This window comes from Clostridioides sp. ZZV14-6387 (genome assembly GCF_020657835.1).
GTDB classification, from domain to species: Bacteria; Bacillota; Clostridia; order Peptostreptococcales; family Peptostreptococcaceae; genus Clostridioides; species Clostridioides difficile_A.
In genome coordinates, this window is the sequence record NZ_JAGWCW010000001.1 from 210,834 (window position 1) to 232,428 (window position 21,595).

General features: G+C 30.9%; 20 protein-coding genes. 7 read left to right on the top strand and 13 right to left on the bottom strand.

The genetic code is table 11. The features are described from left to right. The first annotated feature begins 280 nt into the window (after window positions 1-280). From KGF38_RS00940 to KGF38_RS20540, 6 genes are all read left to right on the top strand, one after another. Window positions 281-895: a HEAT repeat domain-containing protein gene (locus KGF38_RS00940; RefSeq protein ID WP_074179913.1), complete on the top strand. Its 615-nt coding sequence runs from the start codon at window positions 281-283 to the stop codon at window positions 893-895. Window positions 896-912: 17 nt separating this feature from the next. After that, window positions 913-1,275, top strand: a complete 363-nt coding sequence (locus KGF38_RS00945) for a winged helix-turn-helix transcriptional regulator (protein WP_054271643.1) — start codon at window positions 913-915, stop codon at window positions 1,273-1,275. 123 nt (window positions 1,276-1,398) lie between these two features. After that, a complete protein-coding gene (locus tag KGF38_RS00950) occupies window positions 1,399-1,896 on the top strand; it encodes a YbhB/YbcL family Raf kinase inhibitor-like protein (RefSeq protein WP_054271644.1) in 498 nt (165 codons plus the stop codon). 271 nt (window positions 1,897-2,167) lie between these two features. Next, complete coding sequence (locus tag KGF38_RS00955) at window positions 2,168-2,542, top strand: VOC family protein (protein ID WP_065388425.1); 375 nt, start codon at window positions 2,168-2,170, stop codon at window positions 2,540-2,542. 3 nt (window positions 2,543-2,545) lie between these two features. Beyond that, the gene (locus KGF38_RS00960) at window positions 2,546-3,169 is read left to right on the top strand and encodes an AEC family transporter (protein ID WP_413926739.1); all 624 of its coding nucleotides are present in this window, start codon (window positions 2,546-2,548) and stop codon (window positions 3,167-3,169) included. A gap of 29 nt (window positions 3,170-3,198) precedes the next feature. Continuing rightward, window positions 3,199-3,483 (top strand): AEC family transporter, encoded by a 285-nt coding sequence (locus KGF38_RS20540; RefSeq protein WP_413926742.1) that lies wholly within the window; start codon window positions 3,199-3,201, stop codon window positions 3,481-3,483. Between the two features lie 477 nt (window positions 3,484-3,960). On the opposite strand, the gene secG is transcribed toward KGF38_RS20540, so the two are convergent. Next, window positions 3,961-4,185 (bottom strand): preprotein translocase subunit SecG, encoded by a 225-nt coding sequence (secG, locus tag KGF38_RS00965; RefSeq protein ID WP_003421948.1) that lies wholly within the window; start codon window positions 4,183-4,185, stop codon window positions 3,961-3,963. Window positions 4,186-4,302: 117 nt separating this feature from the next. Beyond that, window positions 4,303-4,809, bottom strand: coding sequence for a GNAT family N-acetyltransferase (locus KGF38_RS00970; RefSeq protein ID WP_054271646.1), 507 nt, complete (start codon window positions 4,807-4,809; stop codon window positions 4,303-4,305). An 84-nt stretch (window positions 4,810-4,893) separates the two neighbouring features. Here KGF38_RS00970 and KGF38_RS00975 point away from each other — a divergent pair, with 84 nt between their 5' ends. Then, entirely contained in the window at window positions 4,894-5,322 is a 429-nt protein-coding gene (locus KGF38_RS00975) for a MarR family winged helix-turn-helix transcriptional regulator (RefSeq protein WP_054277596.1), read from the top strand. Window positions 5,323-5,440: 118 nt separating this feature from the next. Here the strand turns inward: KGF38_RS00975 and eno are convergent, their stop codons facing one another. From eno to KGF38_RS01030, 11 genes are all read right to left on the bottom strand, one after another. Beyond that, window positions 5,441-6,733 carry a phosphopyruvate hydratase gene (gene eno / locus KGF38_RS00980; RefSeq protein ID WP_054271648.1) on the bottom strand — a complete coding sequence of 431 codons (1,293 nt, stop codon included), beginning with the start codon at window positions 6,731-6,733 and terminating at the stop codon, window positions 5,441-5,443. A gap of 339 nt (window positions 6,734-7,072) precedes the next feature. After that, a complete protein-coding gene (gene gpmI, locus KGF38_RS00985) occupies window positions 7,073-8,602 on the bottom strand; it encodes a 2,3-bisphosphoglycerate-independent phosphoglycerate mutase (protein ID WP_054271649.1) in 1,530 nt (509 codons plus the stop codon). 11 nt (window positions 8,603-8,613) lie between these two features. Next, window positions 8,614-9,357, bottom strand: a complete 744-nt coding sequence (tpiA, locus tag KGF38_RS00990; RefSeq protein ID WP_227832089.1) for a triose-phosphate isomerase — start codon at window positions 9,355-9,357, stop codon at window positions 8,614-8,616. Window positions 9,358-9,382: 25 nt separating this feature from the next. After that, complete coding sequence (locus KGF38_RS00995; protein ID WP_054271651.1) at window positions 9,383-10,585, bottom strand: phosphoglycerate kinase; 1,203 nt, start codon at window positions 10,583-10,585, stop codon at window positions 9,383-9,385. Window positions 10,586-10,806: 221 nt separating this feature from the next. Then, window positions 10,807-11,814 carry a type I glyceraldehyde-3-phosphate dehydrogenase gene (gene gap / locus KGF38_RS01000; protein ID WP_021385974.1) on the bottom strand — a complete coding sequence of 336 codons (1,008 nt, stop codon included), beginning with the start codon at window positions 11,812-11,814 and terminating at the stop codon, window positions 10,807-10,809. 59 nt (window positions 11,815-11,873) lie between these two features. After that, window positions 11,874-12,896: a sugar-binding transcriptional regulator gene (locus KGF38_RS01005; RefSeq protein WP_054271652.1), complete on the bottom strand. Its 1,023-nt coding sequence runs from the start codon at window positions 12,894-12,896 to the stop codon at window positions 11,874-11,876. Window positions 12,897-13,345: 449 nt separating this feature from the next. Next, on the bottom strand, window positions 13,346-14,692 hold the full coding sequence (rpoN, locus tag KGF38_RS01010; protein WP_054277599.1) for an RNA polymerase factor sigma-54: 1,347 nt from the start codon (window positions 14,690-14,692) through the stop codon (window positions 13,346-13,348). A gap of 151 nt (window positions 14,693-14,843) precedes the next feature. Then, complete coding sequence (gene xdh, locus KGF38_RS01015) at window positions 14,844-17,405, bottom strand: selenium-dependent xanthine dehydrogenase (protein WP_054271654.1); 2,562 nt, start codon at window positions 17,403-17,405, stop codon at window positions 14,844-14,846. Further along, window positions 17,399-18,790, bottom strand: a complete 1,392-nt coding sequence (gene hydA / locus KGF38_RS01020; RefSeq protein WP_219672784.1) for a dihydropyrimidinase — start codon at window positions 18,788-18,790, stop codon at window positions 17,399-17,401. Before hydA ends, xdh begins: the two co-directional genes overlap by 7 nt. Window positions 18,791-19,006: 216 nt before the next feature. Next, entirely contained in the window at window positions 19,007-20,116 is a 1,110-nt protein-coding gene (locus KGF38_RS01025) for a 4Fe-4S binding protein (RefSeq protein ID WP_021385954.1), read from the bottom strand. 90 nt (window positions 20,117-20,206) lie between these two features. Then, window positions 20,207-21,559 (bottom strand): nucleobase:cation symporter-2 family protein, encoded by a 1,353-nt coding sequence (locus KGF38_RS01030; protein ID WP_054271656.1) that lies wholly within the window; start codon window positions 21,557-21,559, stop codon window positions 20,207-20,209. Window positions 21,560-21,595 lie beyond the last annotated feature (36 nt).

A 21,595-nucleotide genomic window follows, 5' to 3' on the forward strand; every position in this document is an offset into this window, starting at 1 on the left:
GTATTACTATATAATAATTTATTCTATTAGTATACTCAAATCATGTAAAATTTATATAACTCAATTAATTTTTTAAACACAACTTAATAATATAAAACTCATAATAAAAGTAAATTTATATGTTAAATGAGGTTGATTTTTTATTATTTTTTATTTATGCTAGTACTAAAGACTTGCAAACGTTTTTTGACAAGTCTTTATTTTATCTAAACTAAACAAACTTTTTTTTACAAATAAATACATGAAATTTAAACTAATCTACTTATTGGAGGAGATAAAATTGGAAGAAGTAATTGCAAAAATTATTACTATAGAAAATGGATTTAAAGAAATTGAAACTATAGCTAAAAAGATTGTAAAAAATAATGAATCAAAAAAATGTTATTATCTGTCAATCTACTTATATAGATCAGAATACTATCAAGTAAGAGAATTGGCAGTGTTTATACTTGGATTTATATCAATAACAATTTCTGAAGCGTTGTTATTTTTAAAAGATAATGTTAGTAAAGATGAAAACTGGAGAGTACAGGAAATACTAGCTAAATCATTTGATTATTATTGTAGTGAGGTAGGATATGAAAAAGCACTTCCTGTAATAAAAGAATGGATTAATTCTGACAATCCAAACGTAAAAAGAGCTGTCACAGAAGGCCTTAGGATTTGGACCAATCGAGATTATTTTAAATCTAATCCTGATGTCGCTATATCTCTACTTTCTAGTTTAAAAGATAATGATAGTGAATACTTAAGAAAATCTGTTGGTAATGCTCTTAGAGATATAAGTAAAAAATATCCAGATTTAATAAAAAAAGAATTAGACTCATGGGATATCACAAATAAAAAAGTTGAGTTTGTATATAAGCTTGCTTCAAAACGTATATTAGCAAAATAAATTGGAGGTGACCTTATTTGAAACTTCGTGATGAATATACTTGCCCCTTAGAATTAACACATGATATGATAAAAGGCAAATGGAAATCTATTATATTATGGAGATTACGTATGGGGCCAACTTCTCTATCAAAACTTGAGAAGGAGATTAATGGTATTAATCAAAAAATGTTGCTTGAACAGCTTAAAGAATTAATCGAATTTGGTCTTGTAGATAAAAAGACATATGATGGTTACCCACTTAAGGTTGAGTATTCACTTACACCTATTCGAGGAAAGCAAATGTTAGATGCTTTGGCTATAATGCAAGATATAGGAATTAACTTTATGCTCGATAATGGCATGGAAGATATACTTAAGGAAAAAGGTATTTTAAAATAAATAGATACCCCCTAAATAGATACACACAAAAAAGTAAGTAATTTACCATTATTTTCAATTGGTATATAATTAAATTACAGAAATATTCTATTAGTTTATTATATATTTAGGAGGTAAATTATTATGAAAGTAACTAGTACTGGTATAGTAAATGGCGTTATAGAAGATAAATATGGAAAAAGAGGAACTCAATTCAATGAAGGTGGTATGCCTACATACTCACTACCTCTAAAGTTTGAAGATGCTCCAAAGAATACAGTATCCTTTGCGGTATTTTTAGAAGACAAAGACTCTGTCCCTGTATGTGGATTTGCGTGGATACATTGGTTAGCTGTAAATATAACAAGAGATGAATTAAGTGAAAATGAAAGTATAACAGCTACTGATTTTGTTCAAGGGACTACTAGCTGGCATGGTAAACTAGGAGGTCTTGACAGATTAGAAGCCAGTGTATATGGTGGTATGGCACCTCCAGACAGACCTCATGTTTATGAAATACATGTATTTGCACTTGATACTATTCTTGACCTTGAAAAAGGATTCTATATGAATGAGTTTTTTAAAGCTATGGATGGACACGTTTTAGATACATTTACATTAAAAGGAAGTTATTCTAACTAATTAGATTGACTATAGCTAATCATTAATTAAATGTCTACATTTGATTAATGATTAGCTTAATTGTTATTAGAATATTTTTTATATTTTAATTAACAGATTACATTAAATCCTGCGATTTACATAAAATTTAACACTCTACATGAAATTCAATAATAAATATAAAGTTCAACAATCAAGATAAAATTAGATAATCAAGATAAATCATATCAGTTTATAAAATCAAATAAATTTATGTTAAGTTTATCAATATATAAAATCTTAAGGAGTTGTTATGATAAAAAAAATAGACCATATAGTAATTACTACTAATAATATAGAAAATTGTATCAAATTTTATACAAAACTTGGTTTTACATTTAAGGAAATGAATAAAAGATATGAGCTTTATGCTGGAGATTTTAAGATAAATGTCCATATAAAAGGTCATGAACTTTCACCACATAGCAAAAACGTACAAACAGGTAGTGCTGATTTATGTTTTGAAATAAATGGAAATATTGATGAGACAAAAAAATACTTAGAACAAAATGATATTCAAGTTGAACAAGGAATTGTAGAGCGTACAGGAGTCTTTGGTAAAATGAAATCCATTTATTTAAGGGACCCTGATGGAAATTTAATTGAATTATCGAGTTATGGAGAATAGACTTTGGAAAATTTAATTTTATCAGTAAATGTTGTTCTTCCTTTGTTTCTCACAATGTCACTTGGATATGTTCTAAAAAAATTAGGCTTATTTGATGAACACACTTTAAATAAAATGAATAATGTTTGTTTCAAATCCTTCTTGCCATTATTATTATTTTTTAACATATATAACACAGATTTAAATGGCTCTCTTAATTTTAGACTTATGATTGTAGCTGTTATAATCATTTTTTCAACCTTCTTAATCCTAGTTTTTATTATCCCTAAAATTGAAAAAGATAATAAATCAAGAGGTGCATTAATACAAGGTATATTCCGTAGCAATTTCGTTATATTTGGTATACCTGTAACAATCTCACTATTTGGAGATAAGAGCATTGGAGTCACATCTTTATTAATTGCAGTCATTGTACCTATGTTTAATGTATTATCTGTTGTAATACTTGAAATTTTTAGAGGTGGAAAAGTAAACATAAAACATATGATTAAAGGTATTATAACAAATCCACTTATAATAGCTTCTGCAATAGGTCTTATTATGTTAATTTTAGATATTAATATTCCTACATTTTTACATAAGACAATTGGAGATATATCTAAAATTGCAACCCTTTATCTCTTATAATATTAGGAGGCTCTTTTAGTTTTTCTTCTATAAAGGGACATCTAAGACCCATTTTATTGGGGGTATGTGGAAGACTTATACTTGTACCTACTATATTCTTGCCAATTAGTATTCTTCTTGGATTTAGAAATGTAGAATTAGCCTCACTTATGATAATGTTATCTGCTCCAACTGCTGTTTCTTCATTTACAATGGCACAACAGATGGATTCTGATAGTGAACTAGCTGGTCAAATTGTGGTATTTACCTCTGCATTTTCTATAATTACAGTATTTTTAATAATATTTATTTTAAAACAGAATAATCTTATTTAAATTAATCTTATCTAAATATTTAGATTTACTTATTAAATGTTCAAATTTGCTTATATGATATTTTATAGTTGTATGCTTTTACTTCTACATCATATTTACGATATAAGCCTTAATGAAGATTATTTTATAAAATACTATGAAAATAATGTTTATATTTACAAAATACTAGCCATACTATAAAACTTAATGGAGATGATTTTATGAAACCTTATGAAAATACTGCTGCTATTTGTGGCTTATTTTGTGGCACTTGTCCAAGTTGTAATAAACTAATTATCTGGTTTGATAAAGATACACATAAATATAAATAATCAAAATATCTAACTTAATCTTTAAAATAAAAACAGGACTAACAATGTAAAATTATTAGTCCTGTTTTATTTTTTACTTTACGTACTTTCATTAAAAACTAAATTTAATTTTTAAATATTTTCCAAATGCACTAATTAAATAATGGCCAGTTATTCAACAATATCATTACTTCTTAACTATAAGTAATGCCAATGCATTTATAAAAAATAATACTGCTGTTATCTTTGTAACTCTAGCAAGAAATGCTTGTTTACCTTTTGGTTTAAAGTAAGCTTGACTTCCTTCTCCACCAAACTCTGAAGGCAAAGCATTCTTTGAATCTTGAGGCATTATGCTAATTACTAGTAAAATCCCTAGTACTACTTGCACACCCATTAAAATGTTGCTCATTATTGCCCCTCCTATCTATTTATTACTTAAATTTCATTACTCTTTAGTGTATCACAATAATATAGTCATTTCAAGACTATTAAGCCATAAATAACAAACAAAAATAATGTGCAATTACTATATCTTTTTTGAATAACGTACTTCTAATAATTTGTTCCCAATATGTATCTCTTTCTCAAAATCATCACAAGTAAAACCATTTTTTTTATAGAATTTTATAGCTCTAGTATTGTCTTTTAGAACCCATATCGTTATATGTGAATATCCTAAATTGCTTAATCTATCAATGCAAAATTGTAATCCTTTTTTTGTAACAGATGTTCCCCAAAAATCGGGATGGAAATATATAGAATATATTTCTCCAATACATTTTGGAGCATTATCCTCTTGGCTTCTATTTAATGAAGCAAAACCAGCAGGTATATCATTCACTTTAAAAAGATAATATTCCTCTTCAGCTTTTGGAATAACACTTTGGAAAACTTCTGCTCTTTTTTCAGAAGTGAATTCATCTATTATCTTATCTGGAATAATTCCTTTATACGCTTTTCTCCATGAACAAGAATGTATAAGACCCATTTCTGTAGCATTTTCAATTGTAGCTCGTATAATCTCTAAATTCATAAAAACACCATCCTATTGACAAATTAATACGATTATCGTACTATATTAGTACGACAATCGTATCATATATGGAGGTAAAAGTCAATGAATCCTGTAAAAGAGCTAAACAACCTGTGGCATATTGTTAGTATGCAGATGAAAACAGAAATGTGTAGTGGTAAGTATCCTACTATTCATGGTATTTCTTTAGTAGAATTAAGCATTTTAGAAATAGTTGAACAGTATCCAAATAGTATGATGAAAGAAATTAGTGAAATTTTAGAATTGCCAAAAAGCACATTAACAAGTGCTGTAAAACGCCTTGAATTAAAAAAATTTATTAAAAAGAATCCCTGTATTAAAGATAAAAGGGGGTATAACTTAGTCTTAACTGAATTAGGTTTAAAGGCTCAACAAGAACATAGAGATATAGAAATAATTGTATTTAGAAATCTCTTACATCAATTAGATAAAGATGAAATAGAAACTTTTATTCGTATTTTTTCTAAAGCTGTGAATAAAAGTAAGAAATGAAATATAAAAAAGGATAAGTGAATTGAAAAATCAACTATCACTTATCCCTTATAAGATAAATTTTTATCTTTTATGTTATCTTTTTAATCTTTAATACCATATTTTTAATCTTCAATAACTATTTTTTTAAATTATAGAAAGATTTTAATCCACAGTATCTAGCTTGCTCTCCAACCATTTCTTCTATTCTTAATAATTGGTTGTACTTAGCAACTCTATCAGTTCTTGATGGAGCACCAGTTTTTATTTGACCAGCATTTACTGCAACAGCTAAATCTGCTATAGTAGAATCTTCAGTTTCTCCTGATCTATGAGATATAACAGCAGTATATCCTGCTCTCTTAGCCATTTCTATAGCATCTAAAGTCTCAGTTATTGTACCTATTTGGTTAACTTTAACTAATATAGAGTTAGCTACTCCATTTTCAATTCCTTTTTCTAATCTCTCTGTATTAGTAACAAATAAGTCGTCACCAACTAATTGTAATTTATTTCCTAATTTTTCAGTTAATAATTTCCATCCATCCCAATCTTCTTCATCTAAACCATCTTCTATAGTTATTATTGGGAAGTTGTTTGACCAATCTTCATATAAAGCAACCATTTCAGCAGCAGTTAACTCTTTTCCTTCTCCTGCTAAAACATATTTTTTAGTATCTTTGTTGTACATTTCTGTAGCAGCAACGTCAAGTCCTAACATAACATCTTCCCCTGGCTTATATCCAGCTTTTGTTATAGCTTCAACTATTAATTCTAAAGCTTCTCTGTTTGAACCTAAGTTTGGAGCAAATCCACCTTCGTCACCAACACCACAAGCTAATCCTTTTTCTCCTAAAACTTTCTTTAATGAATGGAATACTTCTGCACCCATTCTTAAACCTTCTTTAAAGCAACAAGCACCTACTGGTAATATCATGAACTCTTGAACATCAACATTATTATCAGCATGCTCTCCACCATTTAATATGTTCATCATTGGAACAGGTAATTGCTTAGCATTTACTCCACCTAAATATTGGAATAATGGAAGACCTATTTCATCAGCAGCTGCTCTAGCTACTGCCATTGAAACACCTAATATAGCATTAGCTCCTAATTTTCCTTTGTTTGGAGTTCCATCTAATTCTATCATGATTGCATCTATAGCTGGTTGGTCAAATGCATCCATTCCTTCTATTTCTGGTGCTATTATTTCATTTACGTTAGCAACAGCTATTTCTACACCTTTTCCTAAGTATCTGTCTTTATCTCCATCTCTTAATTCAACAGCTTCAAAAGCTCCTGTAGATGCTCCTGATGGAACTATTGCTCTTCCCATCGCTCCATCTTCTAATACTACTTCAACTTCTACAGTTGGATTTCCTCTTGAGTCTAATACTTCTCTAGCATATACTAATTCAATAACTGACATTTGTATATCTCCCTTCGATTTTCTATTAGTTAAATTTTCATTTGCTGTAAACTTACATCTACTATTTTACTCTACTTTTTATATTATAGTACATAAAGACTTTTTTGAAAATTAGGTACAAATTTATTTGATGGGTAAATTTGTAAAAGTTCTTATTTTTATTTTATTTTTTATAATATTTTAACTTATATAGTATTAAAAAACTTGACTAAAATTCAAAAGTAACCTTTAATATATAACATTATAACTAGATTTAAAACATTAAACATAAAATGTACAACTAATGATTCTAAAATTTTTGCTTATATTTATACTTTCTTTTCTACTTATCAGAGTTAATTATCTTGAGATAAGTGAATGACCAGTCATTTCTTCTGGTTTTTCTAACTTCATCATATCTAAAACAGTTGGTGCTATATCGGACAATCTTCCTCCATCCAATAACTTTGCACTTTCAAATTCTTGACCAACTACAATAAATGGTACTGGATTAATAGAATGAGCTGTTACAGTCTTTCCTGTTTCTGGGTCTAACATATATTCAGCATTTCCGTGGTCAGCAGTTATTATTGCACTTCCACCTAATTCTACTATTTTATCTATTAATTTTCCTACACAAGTATCCACAGTCTCAACAGCTTTTATAGCCGCCTCGACACTTCCTGTGTGACCTACCATATCAGGGTTTGCAAAGTTTAACACTATAAAGTCAAACTTATCTTCTCCTAATTTCTCCAAAGCTTTATCTGTCAATTCATATGCTGACATTTCTGGTTGTAAATCATAAGTTGCAACCTTTGGAGAAGGTATCAATAATCTTTCTTCACCTTTATTTGGTTCTTCTACTCCACCATTGAAGAAGAAAGTTACATGTGCATACTTTTCAGTTTCAGCAGCTCTAAGTTGAGTCTTTCCATTGTTAGCTAGATACTCACCTAGAGTATTAGTTAAAGATTGAGGCCCAAATGCTATATGCACGTTTTTTATAGTTATATCGTACTCTGTTAAGCATACAAAGAAGTTTTTAATATCTTCTCTTTTAAATCCATCAAACTCTTCACAAACTAGAGCTCTAGTTATTTGTCTAGCTCTATCTGGTCTAAAGTTAAAGAATATAATTGAATCATTTTCCTTTATACTTCCAACTGCCTTATCATCTTTCATAATAACTGTTGGCATTATAAACTCATCATTTTTTCCATTGTCATAAGAGTTTTGAATAGCTTCCTCAATAGAAGTTGCTTTTTCACCAATACCTCTAACCATAGCATTGTATGCAAGCTCTACTCTTTCCCATCTCTTATCTCTATCCATAGCATAATATCTACCAGAAACTGTAGCAAATTCTCCTACTCCAATTTCATCCATACTAGCTTGTACTTCTTTAGCATATTCAAGTGCACTCTGAGGGTCAGTGTCTCTACCATCAGTAAATGCATGAACATACACCTTTTTTATACCTTTATCTTTTGCCATTTTGATTATAGCTTTAAGATGGTCTATATGTGAATGTACTCCTCCATCAGACAAAAGTCCCATTACATGAAGAGAATGCTCTTTTGCATTATCCATAGCTTCACATAAAACTTCATTATTAAAAAAGTCACCATCTTTTATAGATTTTGTTATTCTAGTTAAATCCTGATACACAATTCTACCTGCACCTATATTAGTATGACCAACTTCTGAATTTCCCATTTGACCATCAGGTAAACCAACATCAAGACCACTAGCATTTATCAATGTGTTTGGATACTCTTTCATTATTTTATCTAAGTTAGGAGTTTTGGACTTAGCAATTGCATTTCCATTAACATCCTTATTATATCCAAACCCGTCCATAATAATTAAAGCAACTGGTTTTTTCATCATTTCACTCCTTAGAAATTAACAAGGTCTAGGTAGTCATTACTAGCTAAACTAGCTCCACCTACTAAAGCTCCATCTATGTCACTTTGACCCATTATTTCAGCTACATTTGAAGGTTTAACACTTCCACCATATTGTATTCTAACTTCATTAGCTAATTCTCCATATAATCCTTTTATAACTTCTCTTATATATGATATAACATCATTAGCATCTTCAGCAGTTGCAGTTTTTCCAGTTCCAATAGCCCAGATTGGCTCATATGCAACAACTACTTTTGCTAAATCATCTTTAAGAACATTTTCTAAAGCTTTTTCAACTTGAACTTTACAAACATCTTTAGTTTTTCCAGCTTCTCTTTGCGCTAAAGTTTCTCCAACGCATAGTATTGGGTCTATCTCTACTTCTAAAGCTTTTAAAACTTTTTTATTTACAGTTTCATCAGTTTCATTGAAGTATTGTCTTCTTTCTGAATGTCCTATTACAACATAGTCCATATCTATTTCTTTTAACATAAGAGGTGAAACTTCTCCTGTAAATGCTCCTTTTTCTTCAAAGTGCATATTTTGAGCACCTATCTTTATATTTGTACCCTTAGTAGCTTCTTTTAAATCCTTTAATAAAGTAAATGGTGCACATATAACAGCCTCTACTTTATCAGAATTAACTTTATCTTTAACTTCATTTACAAATTCTAAAGCTTCTTTTATTGTTTTATGCATTTTCCAGTTTCCTGCAATTATAGGTTTTCTCATTTTACAATCTCCTCTATATATTAGTTTATTTATTATCTAATGCTGCAATACCTGGTAATTCTTTACCTTCTAAAAATTCTAGTGATGCTCCACCACCTGTTGATACGTGAGTCATCTTATCACCAAATCCTAATTGATTAACTGCAGCTGCACTATCTCCACCACCAATTACAGTGGTTGCATCAGTTAACTCTGCCATAGCCTTAGCTACTGATAATGTTCCATTTGCAAAGTTCTCAAATTCAAACACTCCCATTGGTCCATTCCATACTACAGTTTTTGATTCTTTTATAGTTTTTACAAAGTTTGCTATAGTCTTAGGTCCCATGTCTAATCCCATATAATCTTCTTTTACATTAGCATCTTCTGTTACTATTGGAGTTGCATCTGGTGCAAAGTGGTCTGCCATAACAACATCTACTGGTAATAGTAAATTAACCCCTTTATTTTTAGCTTTCTCCATCATTTCTTTTGCATATTCTACCTTATCTATTTCAAGTAGAGATGTTCCTACTTCATAACCTTGAGCTTTTAAGAATGTATAAGCCATTCCTCCACCTATTATTAGGTTATCAACTTTTTCTAATAATTCATTTATAACAGCTAATTTATCAGAAACCTTAGCTCCTCCAAGTATAGCCGTAAATGGTCTCACTGGATTTGCAACAGCTTCTCCTAAGAATTTTAATTCTTTTTGGATTAAGTATCCGCAAACTCTCTCTTGTAAAAATTCTCCCGCTCCAACTGTTGAACAGTGTGCTCTATGAGCAGTTCCAAATGCATCATTTACAAATATCTCAGCAAGTGAAGCTAATTCTTTAGAGTAGTTTTCTTCGTTTTTAGTTTCTTCTTTTCTATATCTAGTATTCTCTAATAATACTACATCTCCGTTTTCCATGTTCTCAGTAGCTTTTTTTGCATTTTCTCCTACAACATTATCGTCCGCTGCAAATACCACTTCTTTACCTAACATTTCAGATAATCTCTTTGCAACTGGTGCTAAAGATAATTCTGGTTTAGCTTCTCCCTTTGGTTTTCCTAAATGAGAGCATAATATAACTTTTGCTCCTTTAGAAATCAAATATTGAATCGTTGGTAAAGCTCCGTTCAATCTATTTTCATCAGTAATTACACCATCTTGTAATGGCACATTAAAGTCACATCTCACTAATACTTTTTTTCCGCACACATCAATATCTTCTATAGTTTTTTTGTTAAGCATTGACATAAATATCTCTCCTTTTAATAAAGTAATTTTTTATTGCCAAGTATAATATAGTACATACTTTTACCCTATTAAATATATCATATTATCATATTTTTATATATAGTATGTAACATTATTTAGGTGTATTTTATATATTTTTTCTTAAAAAAAGTCCTGAGTCCGTAGTATTAAACTACAAACTCGGACTTTGTCAATCTACTTTTCTATTTTCTCAAAGCTGACTATTTTGCTAATTGTGCAAAGTATCCTAAAGTTCTTATTAATTGAGAAGTATAAGACATTTCATTATCATACCAAGAAACAACTTTAACTAATTGCTTTCCATCTACTTCCATAACTTTTGTTTGAGTAGCGTCAAATAATGAACCGTAGCTTATTCCGATTATGTCAGAAGATACTAACATTTCTTCAGTGTATCCGAAAGATTCGTTTGAAGCTTCTTTCATAGCTGCATTTATTTCTTCAACTGTAACATTTTTTCCTAATGTACAAACTAATTCAGTTATTGAACCAGTTACAACTGGTACTCTTTGTGCTGCACCATCTAATTTTCCTTTTAATGAAGGTATTACTAGACCGATTGCTTTTGCAGCTCCTGTAGTGTTTGGAACTATGTTTCCAGCAGCAGCTCTAGCTCTTCTTAAGTCACCTTTTGGATGAGGACCATCTAAAGTGTTTTGGTCATTAGTGTATGCATGTATAGTAGTCATTAATCCTTTTTCTATACCGTATTTGTCGTTTAATACTTTAGCCATTGGAGCTAAACAGTTAGTTGTACAAGAAGCTCCTGATATAACTGTTTCAGAACCATCTAATATGTCACTGTTTGTGTTGAATACTATTGTTTTTAAATCTCCAGTAGCTGGTGCAGATATAACAACTTTTTTAGCTCCTGCTTGTATATGAGCTTCAGCTTTATCTTTAGATGTAAAGAATCCTGTACATTCTAATACTATATCTACTCCTAGTTCAGCCCATGGTAGGTCAGCAGGATTTCTTTCTGCTGTTACTTTTATTTCTTTTCCGTTTACTACAAAAGCACCTTCTTTAACTTCTATCTCTCCATTAAATCTTCCTTGAGCTGTATCATATTTAAATAAATGAGCTAACATTTTAGCGTCTGTTAAGTCGTTTATTGCAACAACCTCGAACATATCTTGTTGCTCCATCATTTTTCTTAATGCTAATCTTCCTATTCTTCCAAATCCATTTATAGCTACTTTAACCATTTTCGCTACCTCCTATAAAGTAAATGTATGTTTTCTAGCTCTGTGCTAGGTCTTGACTTTTATAATAATGACAATATCTTATAAGCACTTTCTTCATCTGTTACAAGAACCATGTTTTTATGCATATTCGATATGGCTAATAAGGCTTCTACTTTTTCAGTACCTGCAAAGATTGCAATAGTTTCTTTTACTTGTTTAACTGTCTCCAAATCAATTCCAACAGTATTCAATTTATAAACTATTTCTCCATCTTTATTGAAATAATATCCAAATGCTTCTCCAACTGCATTTTTAGATAATATCTCATCAACCTTATCTTCTGGAAGTTTTCTTCTCTTTGCCATGACATCTGCTCTACCTATACTAAAAACTAAAATGTCTGTTCTTTTAATATACTCCAAAGTTGTCTTAATCTCTGGCACTTGGCTAAGAGTTTTCATTGCACTTTCATCCAACTCATCTGGTATATGTAAAAGTTTGCAATTAGAATGTAACTTCTTACTTACTGAAGCAACTATGTTATTAGATTGCATCTCTACATCAGTTCCCATACTTCCTCTAGCTGGTACTATTGTAGAGTTAGGGTATCTCTTATCAGTTTTAATAACGTTTGAAAACTCCAACATAGTGCTTCCACCAGTTATTGAAACAATATCTCCATCTTTCAAGATGTTTAAGAAATACTCACATCCATATCGAGTTACATCTTTTAGTAAACTTCCATTTTCATCACAGCTTCCAGGAACTAGTATTACCTTTTTTATTCCAAGCTTTTCTCTAACTCTATCTTGTAACTTAGACAATCCCATGATGTCACTCATGATGTCTTTAAGTTTGTCTAACAAATCTGAACCTTCTTTAGTGATGGTCATTCCAGATACAGCTACATCTATAAGCCCTTGCTCTTTTAAAAACTCTGTCTCTGACCTGATTATTCTTTCACTAATTTCTAATACATTTGATAAGGTTCTTCTACCTATTGGCTCGCTTAAAGATATTTGTCTTAAAATAGAGTATCTTCTTTCCATAAGTTCAATTGCCTGTGGAATTAATTTCTTTTGAATTTCTAATAAGTTCTTCATAACATACTCCTTATTACTTTCCTTTCGGGACTTTTTGTGTCCCTAGTGTTTATTTAAGTCCCACAAGATATTTTTATTTTATAGGATTTGCGTATAGATTTCAATAGTTTTTCAAAAACTTTTTTATTTTTTTGTTTTGTAGAATATTTCTCCACCATTTTCAAAGTACAGTATTTTTTCTTTTTATATAAGGTTTTTTATATATGTTTTTATATTTTTGTCTTATTTATACTCTATGTGTTTTTCCTTTTGTAATTATTAAATTTAATAATATTTTATTTATACCAGTAATCTTCTTGTTCTAATATTTAATCATTCTTTCCAAACTTTTATTTAAATTATGTTTTCTATTTTTTTAGTATTTTATTTCATAACATTTTTAGCCTAATTTTCATTCCCCTTTTAATTAGCCTTTTCCCCTTGTTCTACTGATATTTGTATTTTACTTATTAGTATTCTTTTCTCTTACTTGAAGATAAAATTCCTAATTCTTCACGATATTTGGCAACTGTTCTTCTTGCAACATTGATTCCTTTTTCTTTTAGTAGCTTAGATATATGGTCATCACTTAAAGGTTTCTTTTTATTTTCGTCTTTTATTGTTTCCTTTATAATTTTTTTTATGCTTGTACTAGATGCCATTTCATTATTCTCAGTTTCAATGGCACTACTAAAAAAATATCTAAATTCATACACACCAAAAGGTGTCAGCATATATTTACCATTTACACCTCTACTTATAGTAGATTCATGGAATTCCAATTTTTCTGCTATGTCTTTCATTTTTAAAGGTTTTATATATTTTGTCCCTTTTCTCAAAAATTCATCTTGAGCTTTTACTATTTCTTCTGCAATCTTAAGTACAGTAGTTTTCCTACTTTCTATATTTTTCATAAGTCCTGTTGCTGAATTTAGTCTTTCTTTTATAAATTCCTTTGCACTTTCATCAGACTGTGAATTTTTTAATATGTCTTTATAATAATTATTGATTCTTATCTGATAAGAATCTTTTTCATTTAAATATACAATAAATTCATCATCAATTTTTTCTACAGTTACATCGGGTTGAATGTACACACTTTTTTCTACTGAGCAAGTTCTTCCTGGTTTTGGGTCTAATGTTTTAATTATATTTATTAGTTCAACACACTTTTGTAGTGACATATTGTATTTTTTACTTATCTCTTTGTATTTATTATTTGCAATCAAATTTAAGTCTTTTGTAACGATTTCCTCTAAAATTTCATTATATATTCCTAAACTTGCCATTTGAATCATAAGACATTCTGAAAGACTTCTTGCTCCTACTCCACTAGGTTCCAACTGCTGAACACTAATCAAACATTTTTCAAAAAGTTCCTCATCTATCTTTAAAGTATCAACAATTACTTTTTCCTCAGTTCTTAAATATCCATCCTCATCTAAACTGTCAATTATATACTCACAGACTTCCAATTCTTTATCTGTCAGTTTATATAAGCTTATCTGAAATTTCAAATCCTCATATAAATTTGACGAATATTTAACTAAATTTTCTAGATTAACTTCATTATCAGGATTATAGCTTATCTCTGTTCTGTCTAAACGTCTTGACTTGTCCATATCCTTTATATATTCTTCCCAATTTATTTCCCCACTTTTTTCAACTTCAACTAATGGGTTATTCTCTGCCTCTCTTTTAATCTCTTCTTCTAATTCTAACTTACTCATATTTAATATTGATAATGATTGCTTGAGTTGTGTAGTCATTATTAGCTTCTGAGACTGAGTTAATTCTAGACTATTATTAAAATTCATTCTGCTCACCTCTCAATTTTATTAAACTTATTTTATAAAAGAAAAACCCTCCTGTATATGTATATTCTATCATTTAAAATATACCTTATGCAAAAGGGTTTTTTTTATTTACAATTTCATCTATTTTTTTATTTAATATTTCTTTTTTTTGTTACTTTTTTTTGCTATATGGAGTATTTTGTAATGGTAGTTCAGTTCTAAACTCTTTATCAAATACATAATAGGCATTTTGTACTGCTGGTGCAGTAGGAACTGTACAAATTTCTCCTACACCTTTTGCTCCATAAGCCAGTAAATCTTTGTTCTTTTCAACTATCACAGCTTGTATTTCTGGTATATCTGTAGACTTAAATAAACCTAATGTACCAAATTTAGCTGTAGGTACAGAGTTAACTACTGGGTAATCCTCAGTTAGAGCGTATCCAAGACCCATAACTACTCCACCTTCTATTTGTCCTTCTAAACTGATTGGATTTATAGCTCTTCCAACGTCATGCGCTGCCACTACTTTTTCCAATTTTCCATTTTCATCTAGCATTACAACTTGTGTCGCATACCCATAAGCGACATGGCTTACTGGATTTTCCTTATCACAACCCATTTTATCTGTAACACTTGAATATTCTCCGTAAAACTCTTCTCCCTCTAGCTCATGTAAAGTTTTACCAGATTCTAAAACTTCTTTTAATTTATTTGATGCAACTTTAGTAGCTTCTCCTGTAAATACTGTCTGTCTTGAAGCTGTAGTATTACCAGAATCTGGTGTAAGATGAGTATCTGGAACTTCATGCACTATACTTTCAGGTGGTAAACCAGTAGCTTCACAAACTACTTGAGTCATAACAGTACCAAGACCTTGACCTATACAAGAAGCACTTGTTCTTATATGAACTCTTCCATCTTTTATTACTAATCTGCATCTTCCAACATCAGGTATACCAACGCCAACTCCACTATTTTTCATTGCACAAGCTATACCTGCACGTGGGTGCTTCTCATACTCTTCTTTCACAGCTTCTAGCGTTTCTGCCATTGCTGTTCCTTCATCTGCAAATTGACCATTTGGTAAAACTTGCCCAGGTCTTATTGCATTCTTATATCTTATTTCCCAAGGTGATATGCCTGCCATTTCAGCAAGTAAATTTAGGTTACATTCTGTTGCAAAACAACTCTGTGTAACTCCAAAACCTCTAAATGCTCCACCAGGAGGATTATTAGTATATACTGCTGTTCCTGTTATATCAATATCTTGATAATTATATGGTCCTGCTGCATGAGTACACAATCTTTGTAGTACTGGTCCTCCAAGAGATGCATATGCACCTGTATCAGATATTATAGTTGCTTTCATCCCTGTTAAATATCCATTTTCATCACATGCTGTCGTAAATTCCATTTCTGTGGCATGTCGTTTTGGATGAACAATAATACTTTCTTTTCTTGTTAACTGTACCTTTACAAATCTTTTCGTATGATAAGCAAGTAAGGCTGCATGGTGTTGAACGCTCATATCTTCTTTTCCACCAAATCCTCCACCTACCATTTTATTTATCACTCTTACTTTTTCATGTGGTAACCCTAACATGTCTGCACATTCATGCTGAGTAGCAAATACTCCTTGGTCTGTTGAATAGATTATTACTCCATCTTCTTCATAAGGACCAGCTACTGCACACTCAGGCTCTAAAAATGCATGTTCTGTAGCAGGTGTAGTATATCTTTTAGTTACAACATATTTTGAATTTTCTATCTTTTCTTCAGCGTTTCCTCTTACTAAATGTTCCTTAACAAGTATATTACCTGTCTCATGTATCTTTGGAGCATCCTCTCTAAGAGCATCTGCTGTAGTACTTAATGGTGTTAATTCTTCATAATCTATTTTAACTAGCTTTTTTGCTTCTTCTAATGCTTCTCTAGTTTCTGCTGCTACTAAGACTATTCCATCACCTAAATATCTAGTTATTTCACCTTCTGGTATTAAAGTGTCCCAATCCTTCTTTAAGTGACCTACTTTTATAGTTCCTGGAATATCTTTAGCTGTTAACACTGCAACAACTCCTGGATAGGCTTTTGCTTCTTCTATATCTATTTTTTTGACTAAAGCTCTAGGATATTTTGCTCTAACTGCTGAACCATAAATCATACCCTCAATTCTCATATCATCTACATATTCAGAATATCCAAGTGCTTTACCTACTGCATCAACTCTAGGAAGATTTTCACCTACTAGACCTTTACAGTTTACTTTTGGTACATCTATATCTTCTCTAAAAATCTTTGCTGCTAAATCGACAGCTTTAATTATTTTTACATATCCTGTACATCTACATATATTACCTTTTAAAGCTTTCTTTATATCCTCTTCAGTAGGATTATCGTTAACGTCTATGAGTGCTTTTGAACTAATTACCATACCTGGAATACAAAATCCACATTGTACAGCTCCTTGGCTAGCAAAAGAATATGCAAAAACATCTCTTTCTCTTTCTGATAATCCCTCTATAGTCGTTATGTTTTTCCCAGCTAATTTATCAGTTTTAAATACACATGCTTTAGTTGCTTTGCCATCTATTATAACCATACATGTTCCACAAGCACCTTCTGAGCATCCATTTTTAACTGAAGTTATATTCATATCTTCTCTAAGGAAGTCCAAAAGTTTTTTTCCTTCTTTTGCAACAACTTTCTTTCCATTTAATATAAATTCTACCATTCTCTAGCCCCCTTTGTTAGACGCCTCTTTATATATTTCCCACTTGGAGTATTACAGATTAACTCTCCCTCTTTAACTACTTCTTTTCCTCTTAAATAAACATGTTCTATTTGACAATCCACTTCATACCCTTCATAAGGTGTATAATCTACATTTTGCAATTGTTTCTTTGCTTCTATTTTAGTTTTCTTGTTTGGATTTAAGACTAATATATCTGCATCACTACCTATTTCTATAGTTCCTTTACTAGGATACATTCCAAATAATTTTGCTGCATTAGTTGATGTTACTTCTACCATTTTGTTAATAGATATTTTATTTTTACATACTCCATATGTGTATAAAAGACTCATCCTATGTTCTACACCTGGAGAACCATTTGGTATCTTGCTGAAATCGTTTATTCCAAGCTCCTTTTGTCCCCTATAATTAAAAGAACAATGGTCTGTTCCTATAGTATCTATTTGACTATCTGAAATAGCATTCCATAATATTTCATTATTTTCTTTATCTCTTAAAGGTGGTGACATAATGTATTTAGCACTTTCAAATCCATCTAAATCATACAATTTATCATTTAATAGAAGGTACTGAGGACAAGTTTCAACTATTACATCCACACCTCTTTGCTTAGCTTTTAAAACTTCATCCAAGGATTCTTTGCAACTTAGATGAACTACATACACCTTAGAATTTGCAACTTCAGCTATCTTCATAAGCCTTGATGTAGCTTCTGCCTCGAGTATAGCTGGTCTAGTTAATTGATGATATTTTGGAGACAAATTATTTTCTGCCCTCGCTTTATCCACAAGTTCACATATTATATCCCCATTTTCACAATGGAATCCAATAATTCCACCTATCTCTTCTGCTTTTCTCAAGGCTTCAAATATGACACCATCATCAACTTGGAGACTTCCTTTATATGCCATATACAATTTAAATGAAGATACACCCTCTTTTACCATATCTTCCATTTCATTACAAACTGAGTCATTCCAGTCTGTTATAGCCATGTGAAAACCATAATCTGAGTAAGATTTATCTTTGGCTTTTTCATGCCATTCTTCTAATCCTTCTCTTAAAGAACATCCCTTAGCTTGTGTAGCAAAATCCAATATAGTAGTAGTTCCTCCAACTATAGCAGCTTTTGTTCCTGTCTCAAAGTTATCTGCTGTTTTAGTAACCCCTGTATCTAAGTCAAAGTGAGTGTGTGTATCTATACCTCCTGGTATAACATAAGAATCACTAACATCGACTATTTCATCATTTTCTTTTGATATATCAAAACCTATATCGACTATTTTTTCATCTTCTATTCTTACATCTGCACAGTAAGTTTTTTCACTTGTTACTACTTTGCCACCTTTTAAAACAATTCCCATATAGACTCCACCTTACTTATAACGTATCAATTTATTTTATCTCAAGCAATTAACTTAAAGTAATTTTACTAGAACTCTTATACCACCTAAACTGTGCTAGAATAGTTTTGTATATTGCTTTATATTAGATTATTACTATAGCTCGTCTACTAATCATATATATTTATCATTTCAGTACATATTACTCTAAGTTAATTATTAAAATTCTATACAATATTATTCATTTACAGCTTCTACTTGATTGTAGCAGATGCTTAAAGCTCCTTTTGGACATCTAGTTACACATAATCCACATCCAAAACATTTGTCTGCATCTATATTTAATTTATCTGTAACTTCTAATGCTTCATATACACAGCTTGTTACACATTGCTTACATTTGATACACTTGTTATCATCTACAACTGGAGCTACTGAATGAGTTCTAAATCCTCTAGCTGCCATTTTCTTATGAGTTAATCCTTTTATTTCATTAACATCAGAATATCCGTTTTCATCTAAAAATTCATTTAATTCTTTAGCAATTTTTCCATAGATAGAAGGCCCTTTAAGAATTGCTTCTGTACATACTTGAACAGCACTTGCTCCAGCCATCATCATTTCAGCTACATCTTTTCCACAAGTGATTCCACCAACACCTATTATTGGTATATTTACAACTTGAGAAGCTTCATATATACATCTTATTGCTAAAGGTCTTATTGGTGCACCTGATAACCATCCATATCCAGCTTTACTTCCCATTATAGGGTATCCTGTATTTACATCTATAGCCATACATGGTCCAAATGAGTTTATCATTACAAGTCCATCTGCTCCTGCTTCTTCAACAGCTTTTGCAATAGTTTGAATATCAGTATGAGGACTCATTTTCATAAACACTGGTACATCTAAAACAGCTTTTGCTGCTTTTAAAGCATTTACTATTGGAGCAACATCTGTACCTACATAATGAGTAGATAATTCAACTGCATCAGCATAAGGTTTTACTAAAGGAGCAACCTCAGCTATTTGCTCTGCTGAATATCCCATACTTACTATTACTGGAAGCCCTGTTTCTTTTACTTTTTTGTATTCTTCTTCTATCCATTGTTCTTTTGGAAGCTCTGACCATAATTCTGTATTTAAGAAACCACTATTAGTTTTTGCCATACATGGTCTTGGTACATCTGCTGGTAATACAGATATAGTTTTTGTACATATAGCTCCTGCTCCACCTTTTGCTGCTTCTTGACAGAGAGCACCATCTTTTGCTCCAGGACCTGCTGCTGTCATAATTGGATTTAAGAATTCCATTCCATATAAATTAACTTTTAAATTAGCCATATTATTATCTCTCCCTTAATTAAATATTTTTAATATTTAGCTTATATTCTTTTATTTGTATTTGTTATTTATCTTCTTTTTATATTATTTCTATTTTGCTTCTTCAACTTTATTATTCTTCTCTTTTTTAGAACCTAATTCATTGAAGAATATATTTAAAAGTACTGCTGATAAACTACCTGTTGTTATTCCACTATGGAATATTGTTTGTACCCAAGTTGGAAAATTATGATAAAAATCAGGATTTGTTAGTGGTATCATAGATAAACCAACACTAACTGCTACTATAACTCCATTTTTAGTTCCATCAAACTTTACTTTACTTAGAGTTTTTACTCCCCCAACCATTACCATTCCAAACATTGCAAACCCTACTCCTCCAAGAACAGGCTTAGGTATTGCTCCTATTATTGCTGCAAATTTTGGTAAGAAACCAAGTACTAGCAATATAACCCCTGCATAAACTGCTATAAATCTTGATTTTATACCTGTAAGACCTACTATCCCTGTATTTTGACCAAATGGAGTTATTGGGAATGAGTTGAATATTCCAGATAAAGCTGTAGATATTCCATCTCCAAATAGACCTCTTTTGATATTTTTACCTGTTACTTCTTTATCTACCATCTCATGGATAGCTATCATATTACCAACTGATTCTGTCATAAGTACTAACATAATTAAGCACAATGATAGTATTGCAGATGGTTCAAATCTAGGCATTCCAAATTTTAAAGGTACATTTAAATTAAGCCAACCAACTCCATTTACTGCACTAAAATCTGCCATTCCAACTGCCATGGAAAGTAGTGTACCAAGTACTATACCTACCAATATAGCTGTACTATTCCAAATTCCTTTTAAGAATTTAAATGAAAGTAAAGTTATTGCCAATACTGCCAAAGCCAATGCTAATGAGTTTGGTTCAACCGCTTCCAATTTGTTGTCAGTTATCCACTTTATCCCAACTGGAAATAGTGAAATACCTATTACCATAACAACTGTTCCAGTAACTACACTAGGGAAAAATCTTATTAATTTTTCAAACACTGGAGCAAGTAATATACAAAACAATCCAGCTACGATTACAGAGCCAAATACTGTCTGTACTGCAACCTGAGAATCACTATATGATGAGGCTATTGCTGTCATACCTGCCACAGCGGCAAAACTAGTTCCTTCTATTACTGGTATTTTAGCACCTACAATATTTCCTATACCAACACTTTGTATGAGTGTTCCTATCCCTGCCATAAATAAGCAAGCATTTATTAAAAAAACAATACTAGCATGATCTAGTCGTGCAGCACTTCCTATCATCATAGGAACCGCTACTGCTCCTGCACACATTGCCAAAACGTGCTGTAGTGAAAATACCCAAGATTTAGATATGGGTAACCTTTCATCTACTGGAGCTATTTTAGGGCTTTTATCTTGAGACATTTTGGGTCTCCCTTCTATATTTAATTTAATATTCTA